This is a genomic window from Bifidobacterium pluvialisilvae, assembly GCF_019331695.1.
Classification (GTDB): domain Bacteria; phylum Actinomycetota; class Actinomycetes; order Actinomycetales; family Bifidobacteriaceae; genus Galliscardovia; species Galliscardovia pluvialisilvae.
The window spans coordinates 79872-102072 of the sequence record NZ_JAHBBI010000004.1 but is presented as its reverse complement, the minus strand read 5'-3'; the positions used below and the strand labels follow the sequence as shown (position 1 = coordinate 102072).

At 64.6% G+C, this 22201-nt stretch carries 20 protein-coding genes and 1 tRNA gene; 13 read left to right on the top strand and 8 right to left on the bottom strand.

The genetic code is table 11. From position 1 onward, the window contains the following. Positions 1 to 39: 39 nt before the first annotated feature. Entirely contained in the window at positions 40 to 699 is a 660-nt protein-coding gene (locus tag KIH77_RS04605) for an L-threonylcarbamoyladenylate synthase (protein WP_219099934.1), read from the bottom strand. Positions 700 to 864: 165 nt separating this feature from the next. On the opposite strand from KIH77_RS04605, the gene KIH77_RS04600 reads away from it, so the two are divergent. After that, the gene (locus KIH77_RS04600; RefSeq protein WP_219099933.1) at positions 865 to 1521 is read left to right on the top strand and encodes a sugar O-acetyltransferase; all 657 of its coding nucleotides are present in this window, start codon (positions 865 to 867) and stop codon (positions 1519 to 1521) included. A 5-nt stretch (positions 1522 to 1526) separates the two neighbouring features. On the opposite strand, the gene prmC is transcribed toward KIH77_RS04600, so the two are convergent. From prmC to KIH77_RS04575, 5 genes are all read right to left on the bottom strand, one after another. Beyond that, positions 1527 to 2420 carry a peptide chain release factor N(5)-glutamine methyltransferase gene (gene prmC, locus KIH77_RS04595; RefSeq protein ID WP_219099932.1) on the bottom strand — a complete coding sequence of 298 codons (894 nt, stop codon included), beginning with the start codon at positions 2418 to 2420 and terminating at the stop codon, positions 1527 to 1529. A gap of 95 nt (positions 2421 to 2515) precedes the next feature. After that, positions 2516 to 3607 carry a peptide chain release factor 1 gene (gene prfA, locus KIH77_RS04590; RefSeq protein ID WP_219099931.1) on the bottom strand — a complete coding sequence of 364 codons (1092 nt, stop codon included), beginning with the start codon at positions 3605 to 3607 and terminating at the stop codon, positions 2516 to 2518. A 144-nt stretch (positions 3608 to 3751) separates the two neighbouring features. After that, entirely contained in the window at positions 3752 to 3964 is a 213-nt protein-coding gene (rpmE, locus tag KIH77_RS04585; RefSeq protein ID WP_219099930.1) for a 50S ribosomal protein L31, read from the bottom strand. A 148-nt stretch (positions 3965 to 4112) separates the two neighbouring features. Continuing rightward, positions 4113 to 4550, bottom strand: a complete 438-nt coding sequence (locus KIH77_RS04580; RefSeq protein WP_219099929.1) for a GNAT family N-acetyltransferase — start codon at positions 4548 to 4550, stop codon at positions 4113 to 4115. 101 nt (positions 4551 to 4651) lie between these two features. After that, complete coding sequence (locus KIH77_RS04575; RefSeq protein WP_219099928.1) at positions 4652 to 6265, bottom strand: PucR family transcriptional regulator; 1614 nt, start codon at positions 6263 to 6265, stop codon at positions 4652 to 4654. A 183-nt stretch (positions 6266 to 6448) separates the two neighbouring features. Here KIH77_RS04575 and KIH77_RS04570 point away from each other — a divergent pair, with 183 nt between their 5' ends. The 4 genes from KIH77_RS04570 to KIH77_RS04555 all read left to right on the top strand — a co-directional run bounded on the left by KIH77_RS04570 (position 6449) and on the right by KIH77_RS04555 (position 11553). Then, entirely contained in the window at positions 6449 to 7360 is a 912-nt protein-coding gene (locus KIH77_RS04570; protein WP_219099927.1) for a carbon-nitrogen hydrolase family protein, read from the top strand. An 80-nt stretch (positions 7361 to 7440) separates the two neighbouring features. Continuing rightward, positions 7441 to 8853 carry an APC family permease gene (locus tag KIH77_RS04565; RefSeq protein WP_219099926.1) on the top strand — a complete coding sequence of 471 codons (1413 nt, stop codon included), beginning with the start codon at positions 7441 to 7443 and terminating at the stop codon, positions 8851 to 8853. Positions 8854 to 8993: 140 nt separating this feature from the next. Continuing rightward, positions 8994 to 10328, top strand: coding sequence for a 4-aminobutyrate--2-oxoglutarate transaminase (gabT, locus tag KIH77_RS04560; protein WP_219099925.1), 1335 nt, complete (start codon positions 8994 to 8996; stop codon positions 10326 to 10328). A gap of 85 nt (positions 10329 to 10413) precedes the next feature. Further along, positions 10414 to 11553, top strand: a complete 1140-nt coding sequence (locus KIH77_RS04555) for a 4-hydroxybutyrate dehydrogenase (protein WP_219099924.1) — start codon at positions 10414 to 10416, stop codon at positions 11551 to 11553. A 29-nt stretch (positions 11554 to 11582) separates the two neighbouring features. On the opposite strand, the gene KIH77_RS04550 is transcribed toward KIH77_RS04555, so the two are convergent. Beyond that, the gene (locus tag KIH77_RS04550; protein ID WP_236024470.1) at positions 11583 to 12407 is read right to left on the bottom strand and encodes a potassium channel family protein; all 825 of its coding nucleotides are present in this window, start codon (positions 12405 to 12407) and stop codon (positions 11583 to 11585) included. Between the two features lie 184 nt (positions 12408 to 12591). On the opposite strand from KIH77_RS04550, the gene deoC reads away from it, so the two are divergent. The 8 genes from deoC to KIH77_RS04510 all read left to right on the top strand — a co-directional run bounded on the left by deoC (position 12592) and on the right by KIH77_RS04510 (position 22004). Next, positions 12592 to 13266, top strand: a complete 675-nt coding sequence (gene deoC / locus KIH77_RS04545; RefSeq protein WP_219099923.1) for a deoxyribose-phosphate aldolase — start codon at positions 12592 to 12594, stop codon at positions 13264 to 13266. A gap of 160 nt (positions 13267 to 13426) precedes the next feature. After that, positions 13427 to 14638 (top strand): phosphopentomutase, encoded by a 1212-nt coding sequence (locus KIH77_RS04540; RefSeq protein ID WP_236024469.1) that lies wholly within the window; start codon positions 13427 to 13429, stop codon positions 14636 to 14638. A gap of 99 nt (positions 14639 to 14737) precedes the next feature. Further along, positions 14738 to 15445, top strand: a complete 708-nt coding sequence (gene deoD / locus KIH77_RS04535; RefSeq protein ID WP_163200237.1) for a purine-nucleoside phosphorylase — start codon at positions 14738 to 14740, stop codon at positions 15443 to 15445. 46 nt (positions 15446 to 15491) lie between these two features. Further along, positions 15492 to 16442, top strand: a complete 951-nt coding sequence (locus KIH77_RS04530) for a sugar-binding transcriptional regulator (protein WP_163200236.1) — start codon at positions 15492 to 15494, stop codon at positions 16440 to 16442. Positions 16443 to 16560: 118 nt separating this feature from the next. After that, the gene (locus KIH77_RS04525) at positions 16561 to 17859 is read left to right on the top strand and encodes a pyrimidine-nucleoside phosphorylase (protein WP_219099921.1); all 1299 of its coding nucleotides are present in this window, start codon (positions 16561 to 16563) and stop codon (positions 17857 to 17859) included. Between the two features lie 166 nt (positions 17860 to 18025). After that, positions 18026 to 19357, top strand: a complete 1332-nt coding sequence (locus KIH77_RS04520) for a NupC/NupG family nucleoside CNT transporter (protein WP_219099920.1) — start codon at positions 18026 to 18028, stop codon at positions 19355 to 19357. A 45-nt stretch (positions 19358 to 19402) separates the two neighbouring features. Then, positions 19403 to 20356: a nucleoside hydrolase gene (locus tag KIH77_RS04515; protein ID WP_219099919.1), complete on the top strand. Its 954-nt coding sequence runs from the start codon at positions 19403 to 19405 to the stop codon at positions 20354 to 20356. 184 nt (positions 20357 to 20540) lie between these two features. Then, the gene (locus KIH77_RS04510; RefSeq protein WP_219099918.1) at positions 20541 to 22004 is read left to right on the top strand and encodes an MFS transporter; all 1464 of its coding nucleotides are present in this window, start codon (positions 20541 to 20543) and stop codon (positions 22002 to 22004) included. A 42-nt stretch (positions 22005 to 22046) separates the two neighbouring features. Here the strand turns inward: KIH77_RS04510 and KIH77_RS04505 are convergent. Next, positions 22047 to 22123: transfer RNA gene (locus KIH77_RS04505), tRNA-Ile, on the bottom strand. Positions 22124 to 22201 lie beyond the last annotated feature (78 nt).

Below are 22201 nucleotides of genomic sequence, written 5' to 3'. Positions count from 1 at the left end.
TGCTCTCCATCATCGTGTTCGTCGTGCGTCGCCGCCCGTTCATGCGGCGGGGGTCGGGTCGTGCAGCGCCTGGCGGATGGTGCGTTGGTCGATCACGCCTTCGCGCAGGATGGCGATGCCGTCCCGTCCGTGAACGTCCGACGCCACCACTGTACTCGACAACGGGCCGGGCGTGGGGCCGCCATCAAGATACAGGTCGACCGAATCGCCGAGCGCGTCCGCCGCCTGCCGCGCGGTCTGGGCGGATTCGCCGCCGGAGAGGTTGGCGCTGGATGCGGCGAGCGGACCCGTGACGCGGAGGATCCGCAGCGTGTCCTCGGAATCGGGCACGCGGATGCCCTGCGTCCGGGAGGGATGCGCGTTCGCGACGGTGCGGACCGTGACCAGCGGGCAGTCGTCGCGTGCGATGCAGATCGGCGAGAACGCCCCCGGCAGGAACGCGCGGGAGAGGCGGTCGAGCGGCACCGGCAGCTCGAGCGCGTAGTCGGCGAGTTCGTCGACGGACGAGAACAGCACCTGCAGCGTCTTGGCCGCGGGACGATGCTTCGCGGCGAAGATCCTCGCCACGGCGTCGCGGTTGCGCGGGTCGCATGCGACGCCGTACACCGTGTCGGTGGGCAGCACGACGATCCCGCCGCTGCGGATCGTATCGGCCGCGACGGCCAGTGACGTCTCATCAATCGGCATGATTCGGACCATGTTTCCTCCCTTTCGAGCCTCATTATTGCATCACTGCGCCCCGACGATGGCCGCACGCCAATTCACGAATCGCGAGATACCACTCCGAAAAGCCGGTTTTCGGGGTGTATCTCGCGATTCGTGAACTACGATACGAACGTACACACACGTAAAAGGAAGTGCACGATGACCAACACACCCCCGATTACCCCCCGGACCCCGCGCGCCAGCGAACGCGAGGAAATGCTCGCCGGCAAACTGTACGACGCGTCCGACCCCGAACTCGTGGCGCTGCGTAAAACGGCCGGAGACCTGTGCACGAAGTTCAACGCGCTCTCCCGCAACGACGAGAAGACCCGCGCCGAGGTGCTGGACGAGCTGCTGCCGGGCCACGGCAAGGGCCTCGATGTGATGGGACCCGTGTTCTTCGACTACGGCATCCATATGACGATCGGCGAGCGCGTGTTCGCGAACTTCAATTTCACGGTGCTCGACTGCGCGCCGGTGACGATCGGCGACGACGTGCTGTTCGGCCCGAACGTGTCGCTGCTGCCGCCGATGCATCCGCTGCGCTGGCAGGACCGCAACGTGCGGCAGCGCGAGGACGGCAGCTTCTACGACTACGAGTACGGCGAGCCGATTGTCATCGGGTCGAACTGCTGGTTCGGCGGCAATGTGACGGTGCTGGGCGGCGTGACGATCGGCGACGGATGCGTGATCGGCGCGGGCGCCGTGGTGACGAAGGACATTCCGGCGAATTCGGTGGCGGTGGGCAATCCGGCCCGGGTCATCAGGACCATCACCGACGCGGACGCCAGCGCGTATCAGGAGTACGCGCAATAGACGTCCTATATGCCGGCCTTCACCGCGAACAGGTAGCGTGGACGGCCGGTGAGGTCGTCGCCGGTGCGCGGGTCGGCGAACCCGCGCGCGGCGGCGTATGCGCGTAATGCCGCGCCCTGTGAGATGTCGTGTTCCATGACGAGCGCGCCGCCGTCTCGCAGCAGCGTCGCCGCACGGTCGATGATGCGTTCGGGGATGCGCAGTCCGTCGGCCGACCCGCCGTATAAGGCGAGTTCGGGGTCGTGGTCGCGTACTTCGGGCTGTTCGGGGATTTCGGATTCGGGGACGTACGGCGGGTTGGATATCACGAGGTCGATGGTGCCGTCGAGATCGCGGAGGGTTTCGGGCGCCGTGGCGTCGCCGAGGACGAGATGGTACCGCTCCCCCACGTCGGGATGGTCGGCGACGACGCGTCGCCGGTTGCGTTCGGTCCATGCATGGGTGGGTTCGCTGAGTTCCACGGCCCATACCTCGCTGCCGGCGACCTCCACGGCGGCGGACAGGCCGATGACGCCGCTGCCGGCGCACAGGTCCACGATGCGGGGGTCTGCGATGTGCCGCCCGGCGAGCCAGTCGATTCCGGCCTGCACGACGGTCTCGGTCTCCGGACGGGGGATGAACACGCCCGGGCCGACCTCCACATCGAGGTAGCGGAACGGGGCATGACCGGTGATGTGCTGCAACGGCTCGCGCGCGGCACGGCGGGCGATCATGGCGTGGTAGGCGTCGGCGTCGAATGATTCGGGAAGCGGACGCCCCAGCAGACGGAGCATGTCGACGTCCCGCGGTGCGATGCCGGCCGCATGGGCGAGCAGCAGCTTCGCGTCGAAGGCTGGCGTGTCGACGCCTGCCGCGGCGAGTTCGCGCTCGGCTTCCTTGAGCGTTTCGGTGATATTCATGTGTTCCACTGCCGACGGCGCCTCCTCCCCCTCGGTCCCGCTTCGCGAGCCGGCTCCCCTCTACGAGGGGAGCCGTTGTCAGGGCCTCGTCCCGGTCACTGCTTGTCGGCGGCGGCGAGGCGGGCGGCCTCGTCGGCCTGGATGTCGGAGTCGATGACGGCCTGCAGGTCGCCGTCGAGCACCTGGTCGAGGTTGTACGCCTTGTAGTTCGTACGATGGTCGACGATGCGGTTCTCGGGGAAGTTGTAGGTGCGGATGCGTTCGGAACGGTCGAGCGAACGCACCTGGGAGTGACGCATGTCGGCGGCCTCGGCGGCCTCCTGCTCATGCTTCATGGCGAGCAGGCGCGACTTGAGCACGCGCAGGGCGGCGGCGCGGTTCTGGATCTGCGACTTCTCGTCCTGCATGCTCACCACGATGCCGGTGGGGATGTGGGTCATGCGCACGGCGGAGTACGTGGTGTTCACGGACTGGCCGCCGGGGCCGGAGCTCATGAAGATGTCGATCTTGAGGTCCTTCGGGTCGATGACGATCTCGTCGTCGTCATCGTCGGCCTCGGGGAACACGATGACGCCGGCGGCCGAGGTCTGGATGCGGCCCTGTGATTCGGTGACGGGCACACGCTGCACACGGTGCACACCGCCCTCGTATTTGAGCGACGCCCACACGCCATCGGCCGGCGCCACGGTGCCCTTGGCGCGGATGGCGATCTGCACGTCCTTGACGCCGCCGAGCTCGGTGCCGTTCTGGCTCTGGATCTCGGTGGACCAGCCGCGACGCTCCGCATAGCGCGTGTACATGCGCAGCAGGTCGCCGGCGAACAGCGCGGCCTCCTCGCCGCCCGCGCCGGCCTTGATCTCCATGATGGTGTCGCGCGCATCATCCGGGTCGCGCGGAATCAGCGCGGTGCGCAGCTTCTCACGCGCCTCGGGGATCTCCGCCTCGAGCCGCTTGGCCTCCTCGGCGAAGTCGGGGTCCTCGGAGGCCATCTCCTTGGCGGCCTCGTAGTCGTCGTTCAGCGACGTGTACCGCTCGTATGCGGAGACGATGACGCTCAGTTCGGCGTGACGACGCCCGAGCTTGCGCATCTTGTCGGGGTTGGAGGCCACGTCGGGCTGGCTCATGTCCTGCTCGATGCGGTGGTATTCCTCCACTGCGGTCTTCGCCGCGGGAAACTCTTCTGCCATATTCGCCTATTCGCCTTTTCTGATCGTCGGACGGTCAACCATCCGTGCGTGTATTCGTGCGTGTGTATCCGTTTCCAAGCATACAAAAACGCCAGTCGTGCACGAATCCTTGCGGTTCGTGCAGGACTGGCGTCGCAACGTCTGCTACTTGGCCTTCTTGCCGTAACGCTTCTCGAAGCGGGCCACGCGACCGCCGGTATCCATGATCTTCTGCTTACCGGTGTAGAACGGGTGGCACTTCGCGCACACATCGGCCGTGATGTGGCCGGAGGTGACGGTGGAACGGGTGATGAAGGTGTTGCCGCACGAGCACACGACCTCGGTGGGCACGTATTCGGGATGGATTCCCTGCTTCATAGTTGACTCCTAGGATCTATTTCAGGACCGGGTCGCCACGCCCCTATGGCACGACGTGAACCGGAACCTATGGGATTATACGCGCCCGTCGGGACGAACACAATCGCAGGACGTCGTGGGCGATGGAGATCGACCACGGGTCGCGCAATCACCCATTCCTGCGCATCTCAAGACACGAGACGCTGAATCCGTAACGTTCATAGAACCGCACGGCGTCGTTCCCGTAGACGACCTTGAGATCGATGACATCCGCGCCATGGGCCTTCAGCGTATCGATCGCCCAGCGCATGAGTCTGCCGCCCACGCCCCGGCCCCGGTATTCGGCGAGCACCACAAGATAATCGATGTATCCGCGGGTGCCATCGAAGTCGATCTTGCAGAAGCCTATGACGTCCCTCTCATCCTCCTCGACGGCGCACAGGCTTCCGCCGTCGGCGATCGACGCCGCAAAACCGGAAAGCGTCTTCTCGAAGGGCGTCCAGGGGAACGATCCCCCGAATTCGGCGCTCACCGCATTGTGGTGTTCGGCGAGCGCCCGCAGACATGGCATAAGCCGGTTCAGCTCATCCGGTTCGATTTCGCGCATCGTCGCCTTCCTTTCATCACGGATCCCGTCACATCCACGGAATGCCGTCGTCGGTCTTCGCGCTTGATTTCCAATAGTCACCATATATGAGTTTCGCAATGTCATCGGCCGCCGAAGCGGGTGAACTTGCAGGCGTACCAGAGTTCGGCGGCGGTCTGCGGGTCGGCGAGGTCGGCGGCGAGGGCCTTGGATATCCGGGCCATGTATTTCGTGACGGTGTGGCGATGCAGGCCGAGGGAGCGCGCCACCTCCTCCGTGCGGCCGCGGCAGGAGAGCCACGCGCGCAGCACGTCCACGGCATGGAGGGTCATGTCCGGGTCGGGGCTCTTCGTCGGCGAGGTCTTTCTTCCCGACGACCTTGTGTTCTCCCCATGCGGGCCGACGGACAGGTTGAACACGAGCGCCGAGATCGGCGCGAGTCTGAGGTCGGCGAAGGCGCGCATCTTGGACGGCTCCACCATGTTCTCCAACGAGCCGCCGCCCTCGGACTGCCCGTAGCGCAGCGACTGGGCGCCGGAGGTCATCGCCTCGGACGCGGCCTGGTACGCCTCGTGGCGGGCGCGCGGCAGGTCCCGCCATATGCAGCCCGACGACTGTCCCACGATCACGCGCGAGTCGCGCAGCAGACCCGTCATCCACTCCCCCGCGTTCGACTGCGAGACCACGGCCCAGAAGTCCCCTTCGATCATGCCGAACACCGCCGGGTTCATGTTCTTGGCCAGGGACTTCCGGAACGGCTCGAACAGACGCTGGGCCGCCTCCAGCGCCTCCTGCTCGCCGGTGACGCGCAATACGGCAAGCGGTTCGGCCGGCATGCCGTCCCATAGGTCGGACGCATACGGACGCACCATCTCCGCGCCGCCCTCGAGACATCGCCGCACCATGGCCGACCGCAGTCTGGCCAGCGCGCGGCTCGCGTCGGCGGAGCTGCTGATGGCCAGGGTGAGCAGCGCCGCGGCCTGCGCCACCAGCGGATGGTCGAGCGTGCCCTTCTCGCCGCGGTAGCCGGCCACCAGATAGCCGAGCGTCTGGCCGGCCGGCGAGGCGATGTGGAACACGGCGATGTCGTAGCCGCGCATGGCCACGAACTTCGCCTCGCCGAGCGTGCTGAACGTGAGTGTGTCGCCGAGCGCGGATACCTCGATGGGCAGGAACCGGTGGGACGACTCGACGACCGCGCCGACCGGGTTGAGCAGCGCGGCCCATCCGCCGATGAGCTCGGCGGTCTTGGAGATGATGGTGCTCACCGGATCGAGCGTATGCACGGAGCGCATAAGCTGCTGCTGATTGCGGTAGAGACGGGCGAAGCCCTGCTGCTTGCTGTCGGCCACGCCTCGCGAAATGGCCTTGGTGATGGCGATGAACGATATCTCCAGCGGTACGGAGAACAACGGCACGTCGCTGACCTCGCACTGCTTGACCAGCCATTCGGGGATGGCCGCATGGTGGACACCCACGCCGAACCCGATGCCGCGAATTCCACAGTCCGCCAACCGGGCCACGTATCGCCTGAATTTCTCGCCGGGATCATCCTCCGGCATGAGCAGTCCGGTAAGCAGCAGCAGTTCGCCGCCCTCCAGATACGGAGTCGGATCCACGGACTCCGAGGAATGCACCCAGGAGATAGGCGTATCAAGGGCTCCGCCGGGTCCCTCGACCACTAGGGAAAGCTTCAGTGAACGCTGTTCCAACAGTGTGTTGAGGGTAATCGGCATGGCATACCTCACATCAATCGATATACGACTTTCATCAATCGTTTTTACTACATGACATTCGAATTACGGACGATCCGTCCACGTTTTCTCTCTATTTACTCCAATCCGTCCATAACGTCGTGATTTTTCGGAAATTATCGTGATGGCCAACGAACGCAAACGACGAAACGAAAGGAGTCCGCCATGACCACGACGACCACGTCAACCACGACGAACGGCACGCTGACCATCGCCATGGCCCAGTACTCCCAGCTGCCGATCGGCAAGCCGTTCGGCCGCTTCGCCAACTCAGTCCGACACATCGTGAACGTCGAATCGCAGGAGGGGACGCACGCCGACCTGGTGCTGTTCCCCGAGATGCACCTGTTCGGCACCGGAGGCCTCGACGCCGACGCGGCGTTTGCGGCGCAGACCGGCGTCGCCACCGACTTCCACGACGAACTGGCCGAACGACTCGCCGAACTGGCCCGCGAACTGCACATCTGGCTGATTCCCGGCACGGTCGCGGAAAAGAACCCTCGCGGAGACATCTTCAACACCGCGCCCGTGTTCTCCCCCGATGGCGAGCTCGTGGCCACATACCGCAAGATCTGCCCGTGGCGTCCGTTCGAACGGTACACCCCCGGCGGCTCGTTCACCGTGTTCGACATCCCCGGCAGGGGACGCGTCGGACTGACGATCTGCTACGACGCATGGTTCCCCGAAATCTCACGCCAGGTGGCGTGGATGGGCGCGGACCTCATCGTGAACCTCGTACGCACCACCACCCCGGACCGCCGGCAGGAACTGGTGCTCGCCCAGTCGAACGCCATCGTCAACCAGACGTTCGTCGCCAGCGTGAACGCGGCGGGACCGCACGGCGTCGGCGACTCCATCCTCGTCGACCCGGAAGGCACGGTCATCGGCACCCTGGCCGGCGAACACGAACAGCTGCTCGTCAAGGCCATCAACCTCGACCGCGTCAGACAGGTCCATCAGCGGGGAACGGCCGGCTCCAACCGCATATGGGAGCAGTTCCATATCGGCGAGCCGCCCATACGACTGCCGCTCTACAGCGGGACCATCGACCCGACGCGATGGCACACGCAGGCGTGACCGCCGCCCATCACCCTCTTCCTCCACTTTTCACTTCCCCTCATCCACGTTCCAGCCCCTCATACGCCAAGGACCGCACCATGACAGCACAAAGCATCAATCCGCAATCAATCACGAACGGCACGGCGCAGGCCACCGTCATCGAATCCGTCAAGCCCGCCGAACCGACGCTCAAGCGCACGATGGGACTGCGTTCCGTCGTCCTGCTCGGCCTCGCCTACATGTGCCCGATCATCGCGCTCGGCACGTTCGGCGTGATCGCCGCCGCCTCGCACGGCGCCACGGCGATGAGCTACACCGCCGCCACGATCGCCATGCTGTTCACGGCGGCCAGCTACGGACGCATGGCCGTGCTCCACCCCGAGGCCGGCAGCGCCTACACCTACGTGGGCAAGACGATCAGCCGCAAGCTCGGCTTCCTCGTGGGCTGGGCGGTGCTGCTCGACTACATGTTCCTGCCCATGGTGGTGTGGCTCATCGGCGCCTCCTATCTTTCCGCGCAGTTCCCCTCCGTGCCGATCTGGGCATGGGTGCTCGGCTTCATCGTGCTGACCACCGGCATCAACATCGTGGGCCTGAGCGTGGCCGACAAGGTCAACTTCGCACTCATCTCCTTCCAGGCGGTCGTCATCGTCGTGTTCGTGGGCCTGTCCATCCGCTCCGTGCTCGGCGGCACCGGCACCGCCACGCTGCTCAGCCTCGACCCGTTCATCGGCCAGGGCTCGTCCCTGTCGGCCGTGGTCGCCGGCGGCGCCATCGCGGCCTACTCCTTCCTCGGATTCGACGCCGTCACCACGCTGAGCGAGGAGACCCGCAACCCGAAGAAGACCATGCCGCGCGCCATCCTGCTCATCGCCGCGGTCGGCGGACTCATCTTCATCACCGTCACCTACTTCACCCAGCTGGTGCATCCGGGCGGCGTGTTCATCGACGAATCCTCCGCGGCATACGAGATCGCCGCGCAGATCGGCGGCAACCTGTTCACCTCCGTGTTCATCGCCGGCCTGTGTTTCGGCCAGTTCACCTCCGGCATCGCCACCCAGGCCAGCGCATCCCGACTGCTGTACGTGATGGGCCGCGACGGCGTGCTGCCGAAGAGGTTCTTCGGACGACTCAGCGCCCGCTTCGACACCCCGGTGCTCTCCATCCTGCTCGTCGCAGCCGTGGGCCTGATCGCCATGTTCCTCGACGTGGCCACCTCCACCTCGTTCGTCAACTTCGGCGCCTTCACCTCGTTCACGCTCGTCAACGTCTGCGTGATCGTGGCCTACGCCAAGGCCGACGCCGACACCCGCAGCGAATACTTCTCCGGCGGCGTGCTGCGCAACATCCTCCTGCCGATCCTCGGCGCGCTGTTCTGCCTCTACCTGCTCGTGCACCTCGACGTCCACGCCCTCATACTCGGCCTGTCCTGGCTGGTCATCGGCGTGGTCATCCTCGCCGTGCTCACCAAGGGCTTCAGGCACGACCCGCCGGAGTACACGCACGACTGAACGGCATCGACCGACCAGCATCGTCCGACCAGCCCCATCCAAGACCTGGCCTGCCGCACAGCCGCAGCAAACCGTGCGGCAGGCCGCCAACAGACAAACAACCAAGCATCGAGTTTTCATCAATCAGAAAGGAAGCAACCATGTCAGTCCCCCAGGTCGCCCGTAAGATCGCAACCGCCATCCCCGGACCGAAGTCCCAGGCCCTCGAGGAGGAACACCAGCAGTACGTGAGCGCCGGCGTCGGCCAGCTCATGCCGGTCTTCGCGGAAAGCGCCTCCGGCGCCACCATCACCGACGTGGACGGCAACCGCTTCATCGACCTCGCCTCCGGCATCGCCGTGACCGGCGTGGGCAACTGCGCCCCTGAGGTCGTCAAGGCCGTGCAGGACGAGGTCGCCAAGCTCACCCACACGAACTTCGCCACCACCCCGTACGCCAACTACATCGAGGTGTGCAAGAAGCTCGCCGAGCACACGCCGGGCGACTTCGCCAAGAAGAGCGTGCTGGTCAACTCCGGCGCCGAAGCCGTGGAGAACGCCATCAAGATCGCCCGCAAGTACACGGGCCGCTCGGCGGTGGTGGTGATGGAGAATGCCTTCCACGGCCGCACCAACCTGACCATGGCCATGACCACCAAGTCCATGCCGTACAAGCAGGGCTTCGGCGCCTTCGCCCCCGACATCTACCGCGTGCCGTTCAGCTACCCGCTGCGTGACGCCTTCGGCGCCGACGGCGCCGCCGCCGCAAAGGCCGCCGCCGCGAAGATCGAACTGCTGGTGGGCCACGAGAACGTCGCCGCCATCATCGCCGAGCCCGTCCAGGGCGAGGGCGGCTTCATCGTCCCCGCCCCCGGCTTCCTCTCCGGACTGGCCGACTGGGCCCACGCGCACGACGTGCTCTACATCTCCGACGAGATCCAGGCCGGCTTCTGCCGCACCGGCAAGTGGTTCGCCTGCGAATACGACGGCGTGACCCCGGACCTCATCACCACCGCCAAGGCGCTGGGCGGCGGCATGCCGATCGCCGCGGTCACCGGCCGCGCCGAAATCATGGACAGCGTGCAGGCCGGCGGCATCGGCGGCACCTACGGCGGCAACCCCGTCTCCTGCGCCTCCGCGCTCGCGGCCGTCAAGCTCATGGAGGACAAGGACCTGCCGGCCCGCGCCGCCCACATCGGCGAACTGGCCGACGCCGCCCTCAAGCCCCTGGTCGACGAGCTCGACACCGTGGCCGAGGTCCGCGGACTCGGCGCCATGATCGGCATCGAATTCGTCAAGCCCGGCTCGCTCGAGCCGAACAAGGAGCTGGTCGGCCGCATCGCCAAGCGCACCGTCCAGGAAGGCCTCATCGTGCTCACCTGCGGCATCAACGGCAACGTCATCCGTCTGCTGCCGACGCTGACCATCACCGACGAGGAGTTCACCGAGGCGCTCGACGTCCTCAGGGAGATCATCACCGAGGAAAGCGCCAGGTAAGGCGAGCGAACAGGCATAGAATCGTGTTGGCCGAAGGCCTGAGGAATCGGCCTCCGGCCAACACCATATATAAAAGGACATCATCATGAAACTGCTCACCGTCGGACCGAAGGACATCTTCAAGTTCCCCACCGTCGAGGCGTTCGCCAAGGAGTTCAAGCTCGGCGAGAAGGACCTCGTCGTCAGCATCGAGATGATCTACGAGAAGTTCCTCGAACCGCATCTCAACGGCGCGAACGTGCTGCTCGTCGACAAGTACGGCAACCAGGAGCCCACCGACGTGATGATCGACGAGATCATCGCCGACGCCGGCAAGTTCGACTACGACCGCATCGTCGCCATCGGCGGCGGCGCCGTCATGGACATGTCGAAGATCGTGGCCGTGGCCGGCGGCGCCAGCATCGACGACGTCATCGACCATCTGCCGGACTTCAAGCGCAGGGTCGGCCTCGTGCTCATCCCCACCACCTGCGGCACCGGCAGCGAGGTCACCGAGATCGCGGCCATCAACCGCACGCGACTCGGCTGCAAGGCCGGCATCGCCGGTCCGGAGATGTTCGCCGACCACGCCGTGCTCATCCCCGAACTGCTGTACGGCCTGCCCGACCACGTGTTCATGACCAGCTCGCTCGACGCGCTCGTCCACTCCGTGGAATCCACGCTGTCCCCCAACTCCACACCGTATACGAAACTGTTCGGCTACGAGGCCATGAAGACCATCCTCAACGGATACAAGGCCATCGTCGAAGCCGGCGCACCGGGCAGCGAGGAGCGCCGCGCCAAGCGCAACGAGCTCATGGACGACTTCCTCATCGCCTCCGACTACGCGGGCATCAGCTTCGACACCGGCGGCTGCGCGGCCGTGCACGCGTTGAGCTACCAGCTGGGCGGCAAGTACCATGTGCCGCACGGCGAATCCAACTACGCGATGTTCACCGGCGTGCTGCGCAACTACATGGAGATCAAGTCCGACGGCGAGATCGCCAGGCTCAACGCCGTCATCGCCGACGTGCTCGGCTGCGACGTGGCCGACGTGTACGACGAGATGGAGAAGCTCATCAACCAGCTGCTGCCGAAGAAGGCGCTGCACGAGTACGGCGTGACCCGCGAGGACCTGCCCGAGTTCACCGAACGCGTGATGACCACGCAGGAGCGGCTGATGCGCAACAACTTCGTGCCGCTCGACGCCGACCGCGTCCGCAAGATCTTCGAGGAACTGTACTGAGTTTTGGGCGAAGTCCTTTCGCCCAAAACTCAGGATGGCGTTCCTTTTCCATTGGCCCTCTCTTCGGAGAGGGCCTTCTGCGTTGCGGCCAACTGTGCGGCCAACGTGTCGATCTTGGCTTCCAGCCGCGCGGCCCGCTCGTCGTCATGACGATTGTCCTCGTCAATCTCCCGGCTTACGCCGGCCTGCAGCTGCTTCGCGAAATTCGCCTGATTGCCCACGGATACGCGTTCCATGATCCACGAGGCCACCATGGCAGAGACGACGCCGATAAGCGTGATGCCGCCGAGCATGAGCGCCGCCGCAATGAACCGCCCCTGCCAGGTGACCGGCGCATAGTCGCCGTATCCCACCGTCGTCATCGTGACGAACGCCCACCAGACGGCGTCGCCGAAATCATCGATCTGCCGATTCGGCGCATACCGCTCCACGTCGTAGATGGCCAATGATCCGACGTAGATCATCATCGACACCGCACCGATCACATAAATGGTGATCCGGCCACGCAGCGCCATGCCCGACGTGCGGTTGAGCACCTTCAGCACCATGAACAGCCGCAACAGCCTCAGCGGCCGCAGCACGGGGAGCACCACCGAAGCCAGGTCGAACAGATGGCGGAAGAACCACATCTGCCGGTTCTCCGCCAAGACCAGCGACACCACATAGTCGACGACGAACAACACCCAGATGACGTTCATGACGATTTCCGTCGGCATCGTGTTCGCGGGCCGGGCCAGCACCTGATACGAATACACGATAAGAAACACCACGGCGGCGGCCGTCATCGGCCATTCCGTGCGTCTGCGCCACTGTTCCAACGTCATCGACGGGAACGTCGTTGTTCTGTCGGTCATGATTCCAGCGTAACCGAACGATGACGGACACATCCGTGCGTCGGTGATTCATGTTTTATTGAACAAAAGTTCATTTATTCAAGTGGACATTTGTAAAAAAGAATGATAGGCTTGGAATCACAAGGCAGCCAACGACGGCGGCCCCTTCACTACCCAGTGAATAATCAGAAAGGCACAGCCCATCATGTCCCTCACCCAGGCTCAGCTCGCCAAGTACATGGACCACACGCTCCTCAAGGCCAACGCGACCGCCGAACAGATCGACAACACCGTGGCCGAAGCCATCAAGTACAACACCGCATCCGTATGCATCAACCCGTATTGGATCCCGCGCGTGTCCAAGGCCCTCGCCGGCACCGGCATCGCCACCTGCACCGTGATCGGGTTCCCCCTCGGCGCCAGCACCACCGAGACCAAGGTCTTCGAGACCAACGACGCCATCGACAAGGGCGCCGACGAAATCGACATGGTCATCAACATCGGCGAACTCAAGGGCGGCAACGATGATGTCGTGCTCGCCGACATCAAGGCCGTGGCCGACGCCACCCACGCCAAGGGCAAGCTGCTCAAGGTGATCATCGAGACGGCGCTGCTCGACGACGACGAGAAGGTGCGCGCCTCCAAGCTCACCGTCGAAGGAGGCGCCGACTTCGTGAAGACCTCCACCGGCTTCTCCACCGCAGGCGCGACCGTCCATGACGTCAAGCTCATGCGCGAGACCGTGGGCCCCGACTTCGGCGTCAAGGCCGCCGGTGGCATCCACAGCCTCGCCGACGCCTACGCCATGATCGACGCGGGCGCCACCAGGCTCGGCGTCTCCGCCTCCGTGGCCATCCTCGAGGAGGCCGCACAGCAGTAAGCCGCGCGAGGCACGCGCCGCCACACATTTCGGGAGGCCGGTTTTTTCTCCTCTCTACCGCCTCCCGAACCCAGATTCCGGCAATTCATCACATCCGTTCACCGCATCCATTCATCCACATTCTGATTTTTGTCTTTCAATGGCGAAAGGAAGCCTTCCCATGGCATATACCTACAAACGCGTTCTGGCGATAGCGCTGGACTCCATCGGCATCGGCGAGGCGCCGGACGCCGCGCGCTTCGACGACGTCGGCGCCGACACGCTCGGCCACATCGGCGAGTTCTTCGACGGCAACCTGCATCTGCCCAACCTCGCCCGCATCGGACTGGGCAACATCCGCGGCATCGAACCCGCCGTCGCCCCCATCAAGGGCGTTCCCGCGGCGGACCCGGCCGTCGGATGCTTCGGCAAGATGACCATCACCTCGCACGGCAACGACTCGCTCGACGGCCACTGGGAGATGATGTGCCTGCCGGTGAAGTTCGAGATGGCCACCTTCCCGAACGGCTTCCCGCAGAGCATCGTCGACAAGCTCGAAGCGTTCTCCGGACGCAAGGTCATCGTCAACAAGCCATACTCCGGCACCGAGGTCATCCACGACTACGGCGAGCACCAGATGGCCACCGGCGACCTGATCCTCTACACCTCCGGCGACTCGGTGCTGCAGATCGCCGCCCACGAGGATGTGATTCCCATCGACGAGCTGTACCGCATCTGCGAGTACGCGCGCACGCTCATCAACGGCCCCGAAATCGTGATGGGACGCGTGATCGCCCGCCCGTACGTCGGCCCCGACAAGGACCACTTCACCCGCACGTCGAACCGCCACGACTACGGCCTCGAACCCATCGCGCCCACGGTGCTGGACTTCCTCCACGACGCCGGATACGACGTGCTCGCCGTCGGCAAGACCAACGACATCTTCTCCGGCCACGGCATCACCAAGGGATGGCGCAACAAGAGCAACATGGACGGCATGGACCATGTGGACGAGGCCATGGCCTCCGACTTCACCGGCCTGTGCTTCACCAACCTCGTGGACTTCGACGCCATGTACGGCCACCGCCGCAATGCCCAGGGCGACGGCGAGGCGCTCATGGCCTTCGACGAGCGTCTCGGACACGTGATGGACAACATGCACGACGACGACCTGCTGCTCATCACCGCCGACCACGGCAACGACCCCACCTACAAGGGCACCGACCACACGCGCGAGTTCGTGCCGATCCTCGCCTACTCCCCCGGCATGACCAACCCCGGAACGTCGCTCGGCATCCGCGAGACGGCCTCCGACATGGGCGCGACCATCCTCGACAACTTCGGAGTCGAAGGCAATGGCAACGGCACGAGCTTCCTCGGCCAGGTCAGCTGACGCACCATCATCCCCACACCGGCCGCCGTCCATCCACGGACCGGCGGCCGCCGAACAACCGGACCGACAACCGTCAACCCCATCGAAAGGACCATCATCATGGCAACCCCCCACATCGAAGCAGAACCGGGCGATTACGCCGACGTCGTGCTCATGCCCGGCGACCCGCTGCGCGCCAAGTACATCGCCGAGACGTTCCTCGAGGACGTCGTGCAGGTCAACGGCGTGCGCAACTGCCTCGGCTTCACCGGCACCTACAAGGGCCATCGCGTCTCCGTGCAGGCCAGCGGCATGGGCATCCCGTCGCTGTCCATCTACACCAACGAGCTGGCCACCATCTACGGCGTGAAGACCATCATCCGCGTGGGCTCCTGCGGCGGCATGGCACCGGACGTCAAGCTGCGCGACGTGCTGCTCGCCTCCGGTTCGACCACCGACTCCGCCGTGGTGACCAACACGTTCGGCCACGGCGTGCACTACGCCCCGCTGGCGAACTTCGAACTGCTCGACACCGCCTACCACGTGGCCAAGGAGCAGGGCGTCGACGTGAAGGTGGGAGACATCTTCGCCGCCGACCGCTTCTACAACGACGAGCTCGACATGAAGAAGCTCGCGGACTACGGCGTGCTCGGCACCGAGATGGAGTCGGCCGGCCTGTACCTGCTTGGTGCGAAGCTGGGCTTCCGCGCCCTGTCGATCCTCACCGTCTCCGACCTCATCTTCGGTGAGGGCAAGACGACGAGCGAGGAGCGCGAGAAGACCTTCAACGACATGATCACCATCGCGCTGGAGACCGCCATCGCATAGCGCACGGCGCCATCCAGATGCGACCGACGACGGACGGGAGACAGGCATGAACACCCAGGCGAAGAAGACCCGCGACGCCCTGAAGGTGGCCAAGCTGTACTACCAGCAGGACTACAGCCAGAACGACATCGCCAAGGCCCTGCACATCTCCCGCCCGACCGTCTCCCGTCTGCTGCAGTACGCGCGGCAGACGGGCCTGGTCCGCATCGACATCGCCGACCCGCTCGGCGAGGCGCCCGACCTCGCCGACGCGCTCGAGCAGCGGTACGGGCTGAAGAAGGTCATCGTGGTGCCGATGACCAACATCGCCCCCAAGGACCGGCTCGACACCGTCGGGCAGGCCGCCGCCGACTATATCGAATCCATCGTGCGCAGCGACGACGTAATCGGCCTTGGATGGGGCCGCACGCTCTACGCCATCGGCACGCACCTGGCCCCGAAGGACGTGCACGACGTGTCCGTCGTGCAGATCAAGGGCAGCATCTCGAACACCGAAAGCAACAACTACGCCTTCGAAAGCGCCAACGCATTCGCCGCGGCGTTCCACACCCTGCCGCAGTATCTCCCGCTGCCGGTAATCTTCGACCGCCGCGAGACCCGCGAGCTCGTGGAGCAGGAGACCTACATCTCGCACATCTTCGACATGGGCAGGCGCGCGAACATCGCCGTCTTCACCGTGGGCTCGGTCCAGGATTCGGCGCTGCTGTTCCGTCTGGGATACCTGACCCGCGACGAACGCGACCGTCTGCGCCGCGAGGCCGCCGGCGACGTGCTCTCCCGGTTCATCGACGTCCGTGGCCGCATCGTCGACGACGACATCGACGCCCGGACGATCGGTCTCCGACCGGAGGAGCTCAAGACCAAGCCGCACAGCATCCTCGTGGTCTCCACACCGATCAAGGTGCCGGCGGCCCACGGCGCTGTCGTGGCCGGATACGCCAACACGCTCGTCATCGACGAGAACAGCGCGTCCGACCTTCTGGAATACAACGACTGAACCGACGTTCACCGTCGTTGACGACACTATTGAACAAACGTTCTTAAATCGACACGCACATTTGTAAAATCCACGGTTTTGATTTACCGTTTTATCATCACCAGGCAAAGGAGCCATCATGAGAATGATCGACGTCATCGACGCCAAGCGCAGCGGAGGAACCCTGACCAAGGAGCAGATCGACTTCTTCGTCGAAGGCTACACCAACGGCGACATCCCCGACTATCAGGTCAGCGCCCTGCTCATGGCCATCTGGTTCAACGGCATGACCGCCGACGAGACCCGTGACCTGACCATGGCCATGCTGAACTCCGGCGACCGGCTCGACCTGAGCGACATCCCCGGCAAGAAGGTGGACAAGCACTCCACCGGCGGCGTCGGCGACAAGGTGAGCATCCCGCTCGCCCCGCTCGTGGCCTCGCTGGGCATCGTCGTGCCGATGATCTCCGGCCGCGGCCTCGGCCACACCGGCGGCACGCTCGACAAGCTCGAGGCCATCCCCGGCTACACCGTGGAAATCGAGGAGGACGCCTTCAAGCGCCAGCTTCGCGACGTCGGCTGCATCATCGCCGGCGCCACCGGCAACATCGCCCCCGCCGACAAGAAGATCTACGCGCTTCGCGACGTGACCGACACCGTGGACTCCATCCCGCTGATCGCCGGCTCCATCATGAGCAAGAAGATCGCCAGCGGCACCGACGCCCTGGTGATGGACGTCAAGACCGGCGCCGGCGCATTCATGAAGGACGAGAAGGACGCCGTGGCGCTGGCCCACGCACTGGTCGACATCGGCAAGGGCGTCGGCATGGATTGCATGGCCGTGATCTCCGACATGAACCAGCCGCTCGGCCTCGCCATCGGCAACGCGTTGGAGATCGAGGAGTCCATAGCCGTGCTGCGCGGCGAAGGACCCGCCGACCTGACCGACCTCGTGCTCACCATCGGCAGCCAGATGGTCGTGATGGCTGGCGAGGCCAAGGACCTCGACGAGGCCCGTGGCAAGCTTGAGGCGAAGATCGCCGACGGCTCCGCGCTTGAGCGCTTCCGCGCCATGATCGAGGCGCAGGGCGGCGACGGACGCGTGATCGACGATCCGACGATCATGCCGCAGGCCAAGTACCGCATCCCGATTCTCGCCGAAGAGGACGGTGTGATCACCGGCATGAGGGCCGACGAAATGGGCATCGCCTCGATGATGCTCGGCGGCGGCCGTGCCACCAAGGACGACGAGCTCGACTACGCCGTGGGCCTCGTGCTCAGCCACAAGGTCGGCGACGAAGTGCATAAGGGCGACGTGCTGCTCACCGTGCACAGCGACCGCGAGGACATCGCGGACGTCGAACGTCTCATCCGCGACAACATCACCATCGGCAAGGAGGCGGAACCCATCACACTGATCCACCAGATCATCGTCTGACGTCGCTCGCACATCCCGGCGTAGGCCTCACACCAAGGCCGATGCTGGAAACATTTCATCCCGATATCAATCGGATGACACACGCAACCACTACCGTTGGTAGTGACGCCGGCCGGCATCGCCCCGGCCGGCACTCGAGAAACCGAGAACCAAAGGAAGGGAACTCATGTATCTAGCGATCAACATTCTGGGCCTGCTGGTCTTTCTGGCCCTGGGCTGGGTATTCTCCCACAACCGCAAGGGCATCGACTTCAAATCCGTGGGCTGCATGCTCGCCCTGAACCTCGTCATCGCGTGGTTCCTCACCAGCTTCGAATGGGGGCGCATGGCGGTGAAGGCCGCCGCCGACGGCTTTGCGGCCATCGTCAACATCTCCTACAAGGGCGTCAACTTCGCCTTCGCCAACTGGGTCGGCGCCGACGGCACCAATCCCGCGCCGGTGAACTTCATCGCCAGCGCCCTGCTGCCGATCCTCCTCATCGTGCCGCTGTTCGACATCCTCACCTACATCGGCTTCCTGCCGTGGGTCATCAAGTGGATCGGCCGTGGACTGAGCTTCGTCACCCGTCGTCCGAAGTTCGAGACCTTCTACGCCGTCGAGATGATGTTCCTGGGCAACACCGAGGCGCTGGCCGTCTCCAAGGTGCAGCTGCAGCGTATGAAAGCCGGTCGTAACGTCACACTCGCCATGATGTCGATGAGCTGCGTGACCGCCGCCATCATCGGCTCCTACATCCAGATGGTCCCCGGCGAATTCGTCATCACCGCCATCCCGCTCAACTGCATCAACGCCCTGATCGTCAGCCACATGCTCTACCCGGTCGAGGTCAGCAAGGACGAGGACGTGATCTACGGCCTCGGCGACCCCGCCGCCGAAGACGATGTCGTCGAGCTCACCGCCGACGAGCAGGCCGCCAAGGACAAGGCCATCGAGGAGTACAAGGCCCTGCCGTGGTACAAGAAGCTCCTCAAGCATGATCCGAGCAAGCCCGTCAAGGAACCGTTCTTCTCCTTCCTCGGCGATTCAATCCTCGGCAGCGGCAAGCTGATCCTCATCATCACCGCCAACGTGGTGGCCTTCGTGGCCCTCGCCGCCCTCATCGACGCAGGCCTCGGCATGATCTGGGACAAGCTCTCGCTCGAATCCATCCTCGGCGTCGTCATGTACGTCCCGGCTTGGCTCATGGGCCTCGACCCGGGCACCGCATGGCACTTCTCGCAGCTCATGGGCCTCAAGCTCGTGACCAACGAATTCGTCGTCATGGGCCAGATCACCAGCGAGGTCGCCACCTACGCCGCCCACTACAAGGCCGTGCTGACGGTGTTCATCACCTCCTTCGCCAACTTCTCCACGCTGGGCATGGTCATCGGCTGCTTCAAGGGCATCGTCTCCAAGGAGAAGAACGACGCTATCTCCAAGCAGGTCGGCCGCATGCTGCTCTCCGGCATCCTCGTCTCCCTGCTCTCCGCCGCCACCGTCGGCCTGTTCGTCTGGTAATCCGCAGACCATCCAGCAACCCATCCATCTAAGAGGGGCAATTCCATGACCAAGAAGCTCATCCTCGATCTCGACACCGGCATCGACGACACCCTCGCCACCGCCTACGCACTGGGCAGCCCGGAGGTCGAACTCATCGGCATCACCGGCACCTACGGCAACGTGCTGCTCGATCAGGGCGTACGCAACGCACTGGCGGTCACCGACCTGTTCGGCCACCCCGAAGTGAAGGTGTACAAGGGCCTGCCGCACGCCAGCACCAAGGACTCGTTCGAAGTGCAGCCGGTCTCCGCGTTCATCCACGGGGCCAACGGAATCGGCAACGTCGACATCCCCGATTCCAACCGCGAGCCGGAGACCGAATCCGCGGTCGACTTCATCATCGACGCGGTGAAGACCTACGGCAAGGACCTCGTCTACGTGCCGACCGGACCGATGACCAACATCGCCGCGGCATTGGACAAGGCACCCGAGATCAAGGACGAGATCGGCGGCATCGTGCTCATGGGCGGCGCGCTCACCGTCTGCGGCAACGTCTCCGCATGGAGCGAGGCGAACATCTCGCAGGACCCGGACGCGGCGAACCAGCTGTTCCGTTCGGGCGCGCCGGCCACGATGATCGGCCTCGACGTCACCCTGCAGACGCTGCTCACCTACAAGGAGACGCAGCGCTGGCGCGACCTCGGCACACCGGCGGGACGGTTCCTCGCCGACATGACCGACTACTACATCAAGGCATACGAGACCACGTCGCCGCATCTCGGCGGCTGCGGGCTGCACGACCCGCTCGCCGCCGGCGTGGCCGTGGACCCGAGTCTGGTGACCACGCTCGACATCAACATGCAGGTCGACGTAGACGGCCCGACCCGCGGGCGGACCATCGGCGACAACGAACGGCTCAACGACCCGGTCAAGACCATGAAGGTCGCCGTCGGGGTCGACGTGCCCAGATTCCTCGACGAATTCATGACCCGTATCACCGGCCTCGCCAAGGCCTGACCCGATGCCGGCCGCCGAACATGATTCGACGGCCGGCATTATCATTGTCACTGGCGGCGGCCGCAACGCCGCCTCGAAAGACCACGCGGTCCTCCGGCTCCTCCGCATAACAAATGTACGAGTCGATTACCCAAGAGAATCCACATGCGCACCAGTCGCATCACCAACGAAGGTAGGACTCGTCATGAGCAATCGGCCACAGAGCACAACGGGCACGACCCCATCCATCGAATCATCCGGCGTCGCGACGGCATCCGACGCCACCACGGCATCCGACGACGCCGTCGCGACCAAGGCTCGCAAGACCCTCATCCCCCTGCTGTTCATCTACATGCTCGGCACCCTGTGCCTGCAGGCGTTCAACCTCGTCTTCCAGCAGGTCGGCAGCGACGTCGGCGCCGCGGGACAGGCCTCGCTCATCACCGCCGTGCCCGGCGTCGTCCTCGGCATCGTCTGCTTCGTCTACGGGTCGCTGTGCGACTTCGCCTCGCTCAAACGCATGACCATGTTCGGTCTCATGCTGCTGTGGGCGGGTTCCCTCCTCGGCTTCATCCTGCACGGCAGCCTGTTGGAAATCATCATCTTCCGCGCCATCCAGACCGCCGGGTTCCAAGCCGCCGGATCCGTCTACCTCGTCATCGTGGCACGCTATCTCCACGCCGGCAAGAAACTGCTGTACTTCGGCATGTTCACCGCCGCCTACCAGCTCGCCACCGCCATCGGCGTGGTATGCGGCGGCGTCTTCAGCGCCATCGACTGGTCGTACCTGTTCCTCATCCCCATGGCATCGCTCATCGTGGTGCCCATGCTGCTCACCGACCTGCCGCACACCGCCGGCAAGGCCACGCACGTGGACGTCCCCGGATTCATCATCTTCGCGCTCGCCGTGCTGCAGCTCACCCTGTTCTTCTCCGACCTGCATTGGCCGCTGCTCGCCGGCGCCATCATCACGTTCGCCGTGTTCGCCATCTATATCAAACGCGCCCGCGACCCGTTCATCACCCCGGAGTTCTTCCGCAACACCCGCTGGTGGAAGGCCGTGGCCCTGATGTTCCTCTTCTACTTCACCAACTTCTCCGTCACGCCCCTGTTCAACGCCCTCGGCGCGAACGTGTACGGCATGACCAGCGCGCAGGTCTCGCTCGTACTGCTGCCGGCGCTGATCATCGCCACCATCAGCGGCACGTCGTCGGGCGCCATCGTCGGACGACTCGGCAGGAAGACGACCATCACGCTCGGCGCCTCGCTCATGCTGCTCGGATCGGCGAGCGCCGCGTTATGCGTGCTCGCCGGGCCCGTGGCCCTGGCCGCATGCATCGCCCTGTTCTACGGCGGCATGGCCATGCTCTACTCCCCCACCGTCGACACCGTGCTCGGCACGCTGCCGGCCGAACAGTCCGGTCGCGGCGTCGGCATGAACGATCTGGCCATGCAGGGCGCGGGATCGATCGGCATCGCCATCTTCGGCGCGCCCATCGCCACGAACTCCCTCGCCGGCGGAAACCCGGTGACGAACCTCATCGGCGCAAGCGGGGCCGCCGCGAACTACACGAACCTGCTGCTCATCTACGCGGCGATCATGGCGGTGTCCATCATCTGGTTCCGTGTGAACAGCCGGGCCATCTACGGCGGTACGAAGAACGGATGATGACCGAGAAGGTAATAACGAAAAACGCCGGCAGAAAAACGATGGTGGGGCCTCAGGGGCTTGAACCCTGGACCGACGGATTATGAGTCCGCTGCTCTAACCGACTGAGCTAAGGCCCCACGTCGCCGAAACGGCAACTTGGCAATGATAGCAAAGACCACGGAAGTCCGCTGACACACCGCGAGCCCATGCGTTAC

Coding starts and splice junctions, on each gene's coding strand:
- KIH77_RS04605 (WP_219099934.1), bottom strand. CDS start 699: ATGGTCCGAATCATGCCGATTGATGAGACGTCACTGGCCGTCGCGGCC.
- KIH77_RS04600 (WP_219099933.1), top strand. CDS start 865: ATGACCAACACACCCCCGATTACCCCCCGGACCCCGCGCGCCAGCGAA.
- prmC (WP_219099932.1), bottom strand. CDS start 2,420: ATGAATATCACCGAAACGCTCAAGGAAGCCGAGCGCGAACTCGCCGCG.
- prfA (WP_219099931.1), bottom strand. CDS start 3,607: ATGGCAGAAGAGTTTCCCGCGGCGAAGACCGCAGTGGAGGAATACCAC.
- rpmE (WP_219099930.1), bottom strand. CDS start 3,964: ATGAAGCAGGGAATCCATCCCGAATACGTGCCCACCGAGGTCGTGTGC.
- KIH77_RS04580 (WP_219099929.1), bottom strand. CDS start 4,550: ATGCGCGAAATCGAACCGGATGAGCTGAACCGGCTTATGCCATGTCTG.
- KIH77_RS04575 (WP_219099928.1), bottom strand. CDS start 6,265: ATGCCGATTACCCTCAACACACTGTTGGAACAGCGTTCACTGAAGCTT.
- KIH77_RS04570 (WP_219099927.1), top strand. CDS start 6,449: ATGACCACGACGACCACGTCAACCACGACGAACGGCACGCTGACCATC.
- KIH77_RS04565 (WP_219099926.1), top strand. CDS start 7,441: ATGACAGCACAAAGCATCAATCCGCAATCAATCACGAACGGCACGGCG.
- gabT (WP_219099925.1), top strand. CDS start 8,994: ATGTCAGTCCCCCAGGTCGCCCGTAAGATCGCAACCGCCATCCCCGGA.
- KIH77_RS04555 (WP_219099924.1), top strand. CDS start 10,414: ATGAAACTGCTCACCGTCGGACCGAAGGACATCTTCAAGTTCCCCACC.
- KIH77_RS04550 (WP_236024470.1), bottom strand. CDS start 12,407: ATGACCGACAGAACAACGACGTTCCCGTCGATGACGTTGGAACAGTGG.
- deoC (WP_219099923.1), top strand. CDS start 12,592: ATGTCCCTCACCCAGGCTCAGCTCGCCAAGTACATGGACCACACGCTC.
- KIH77_RS04540 (WP_236024469.1), top strand. CDS start 13,427: ATGGCATATACCTACAAACGCGTTCTGGCGATAGCGCTGGACTCCATC.
- deoD (WP_163200237.1), top strand. CDS start 14,738: ATGGCAACCCCCCACATCGAAGCAGAACCGGGCGATTACGCCGACGTC.
- KIH77_RS04530 (WP_163200236.1), top strand. CDS start 15,492: ATGAACACCCAGGCGAAGAAGACCCGCGACGCCCTGAAGGTGGCCAAG.
- KIH77_RS04525 (WP_219099921.1), top strand. CDS start 16,561: ATGAGAATGATCGACGTCATCGACGCCAAGCGCAGCGGAGGAACCCTG.
- KIH77_RS04520 (WP_219099920.1), top strand. CDS start 18,026: ATGTATCTAGCGATCAACATTCTGGGCCTGCTGGTCTTTCTGGCCCTG.
- KIH77_RS04515 (WP_219099919.1), top strand. CDS start 19,403: ATGACCAAGAAGCTCATCCTCGATCTCGACACCGGCATCGACGACACC.
- KIH77_RS04510 (WP_219099918.1), top strand. CDS start 20,541: ATGAGCAATCGGCCACAGAGCACAACGGGCACGACCCCATCCATCGAA.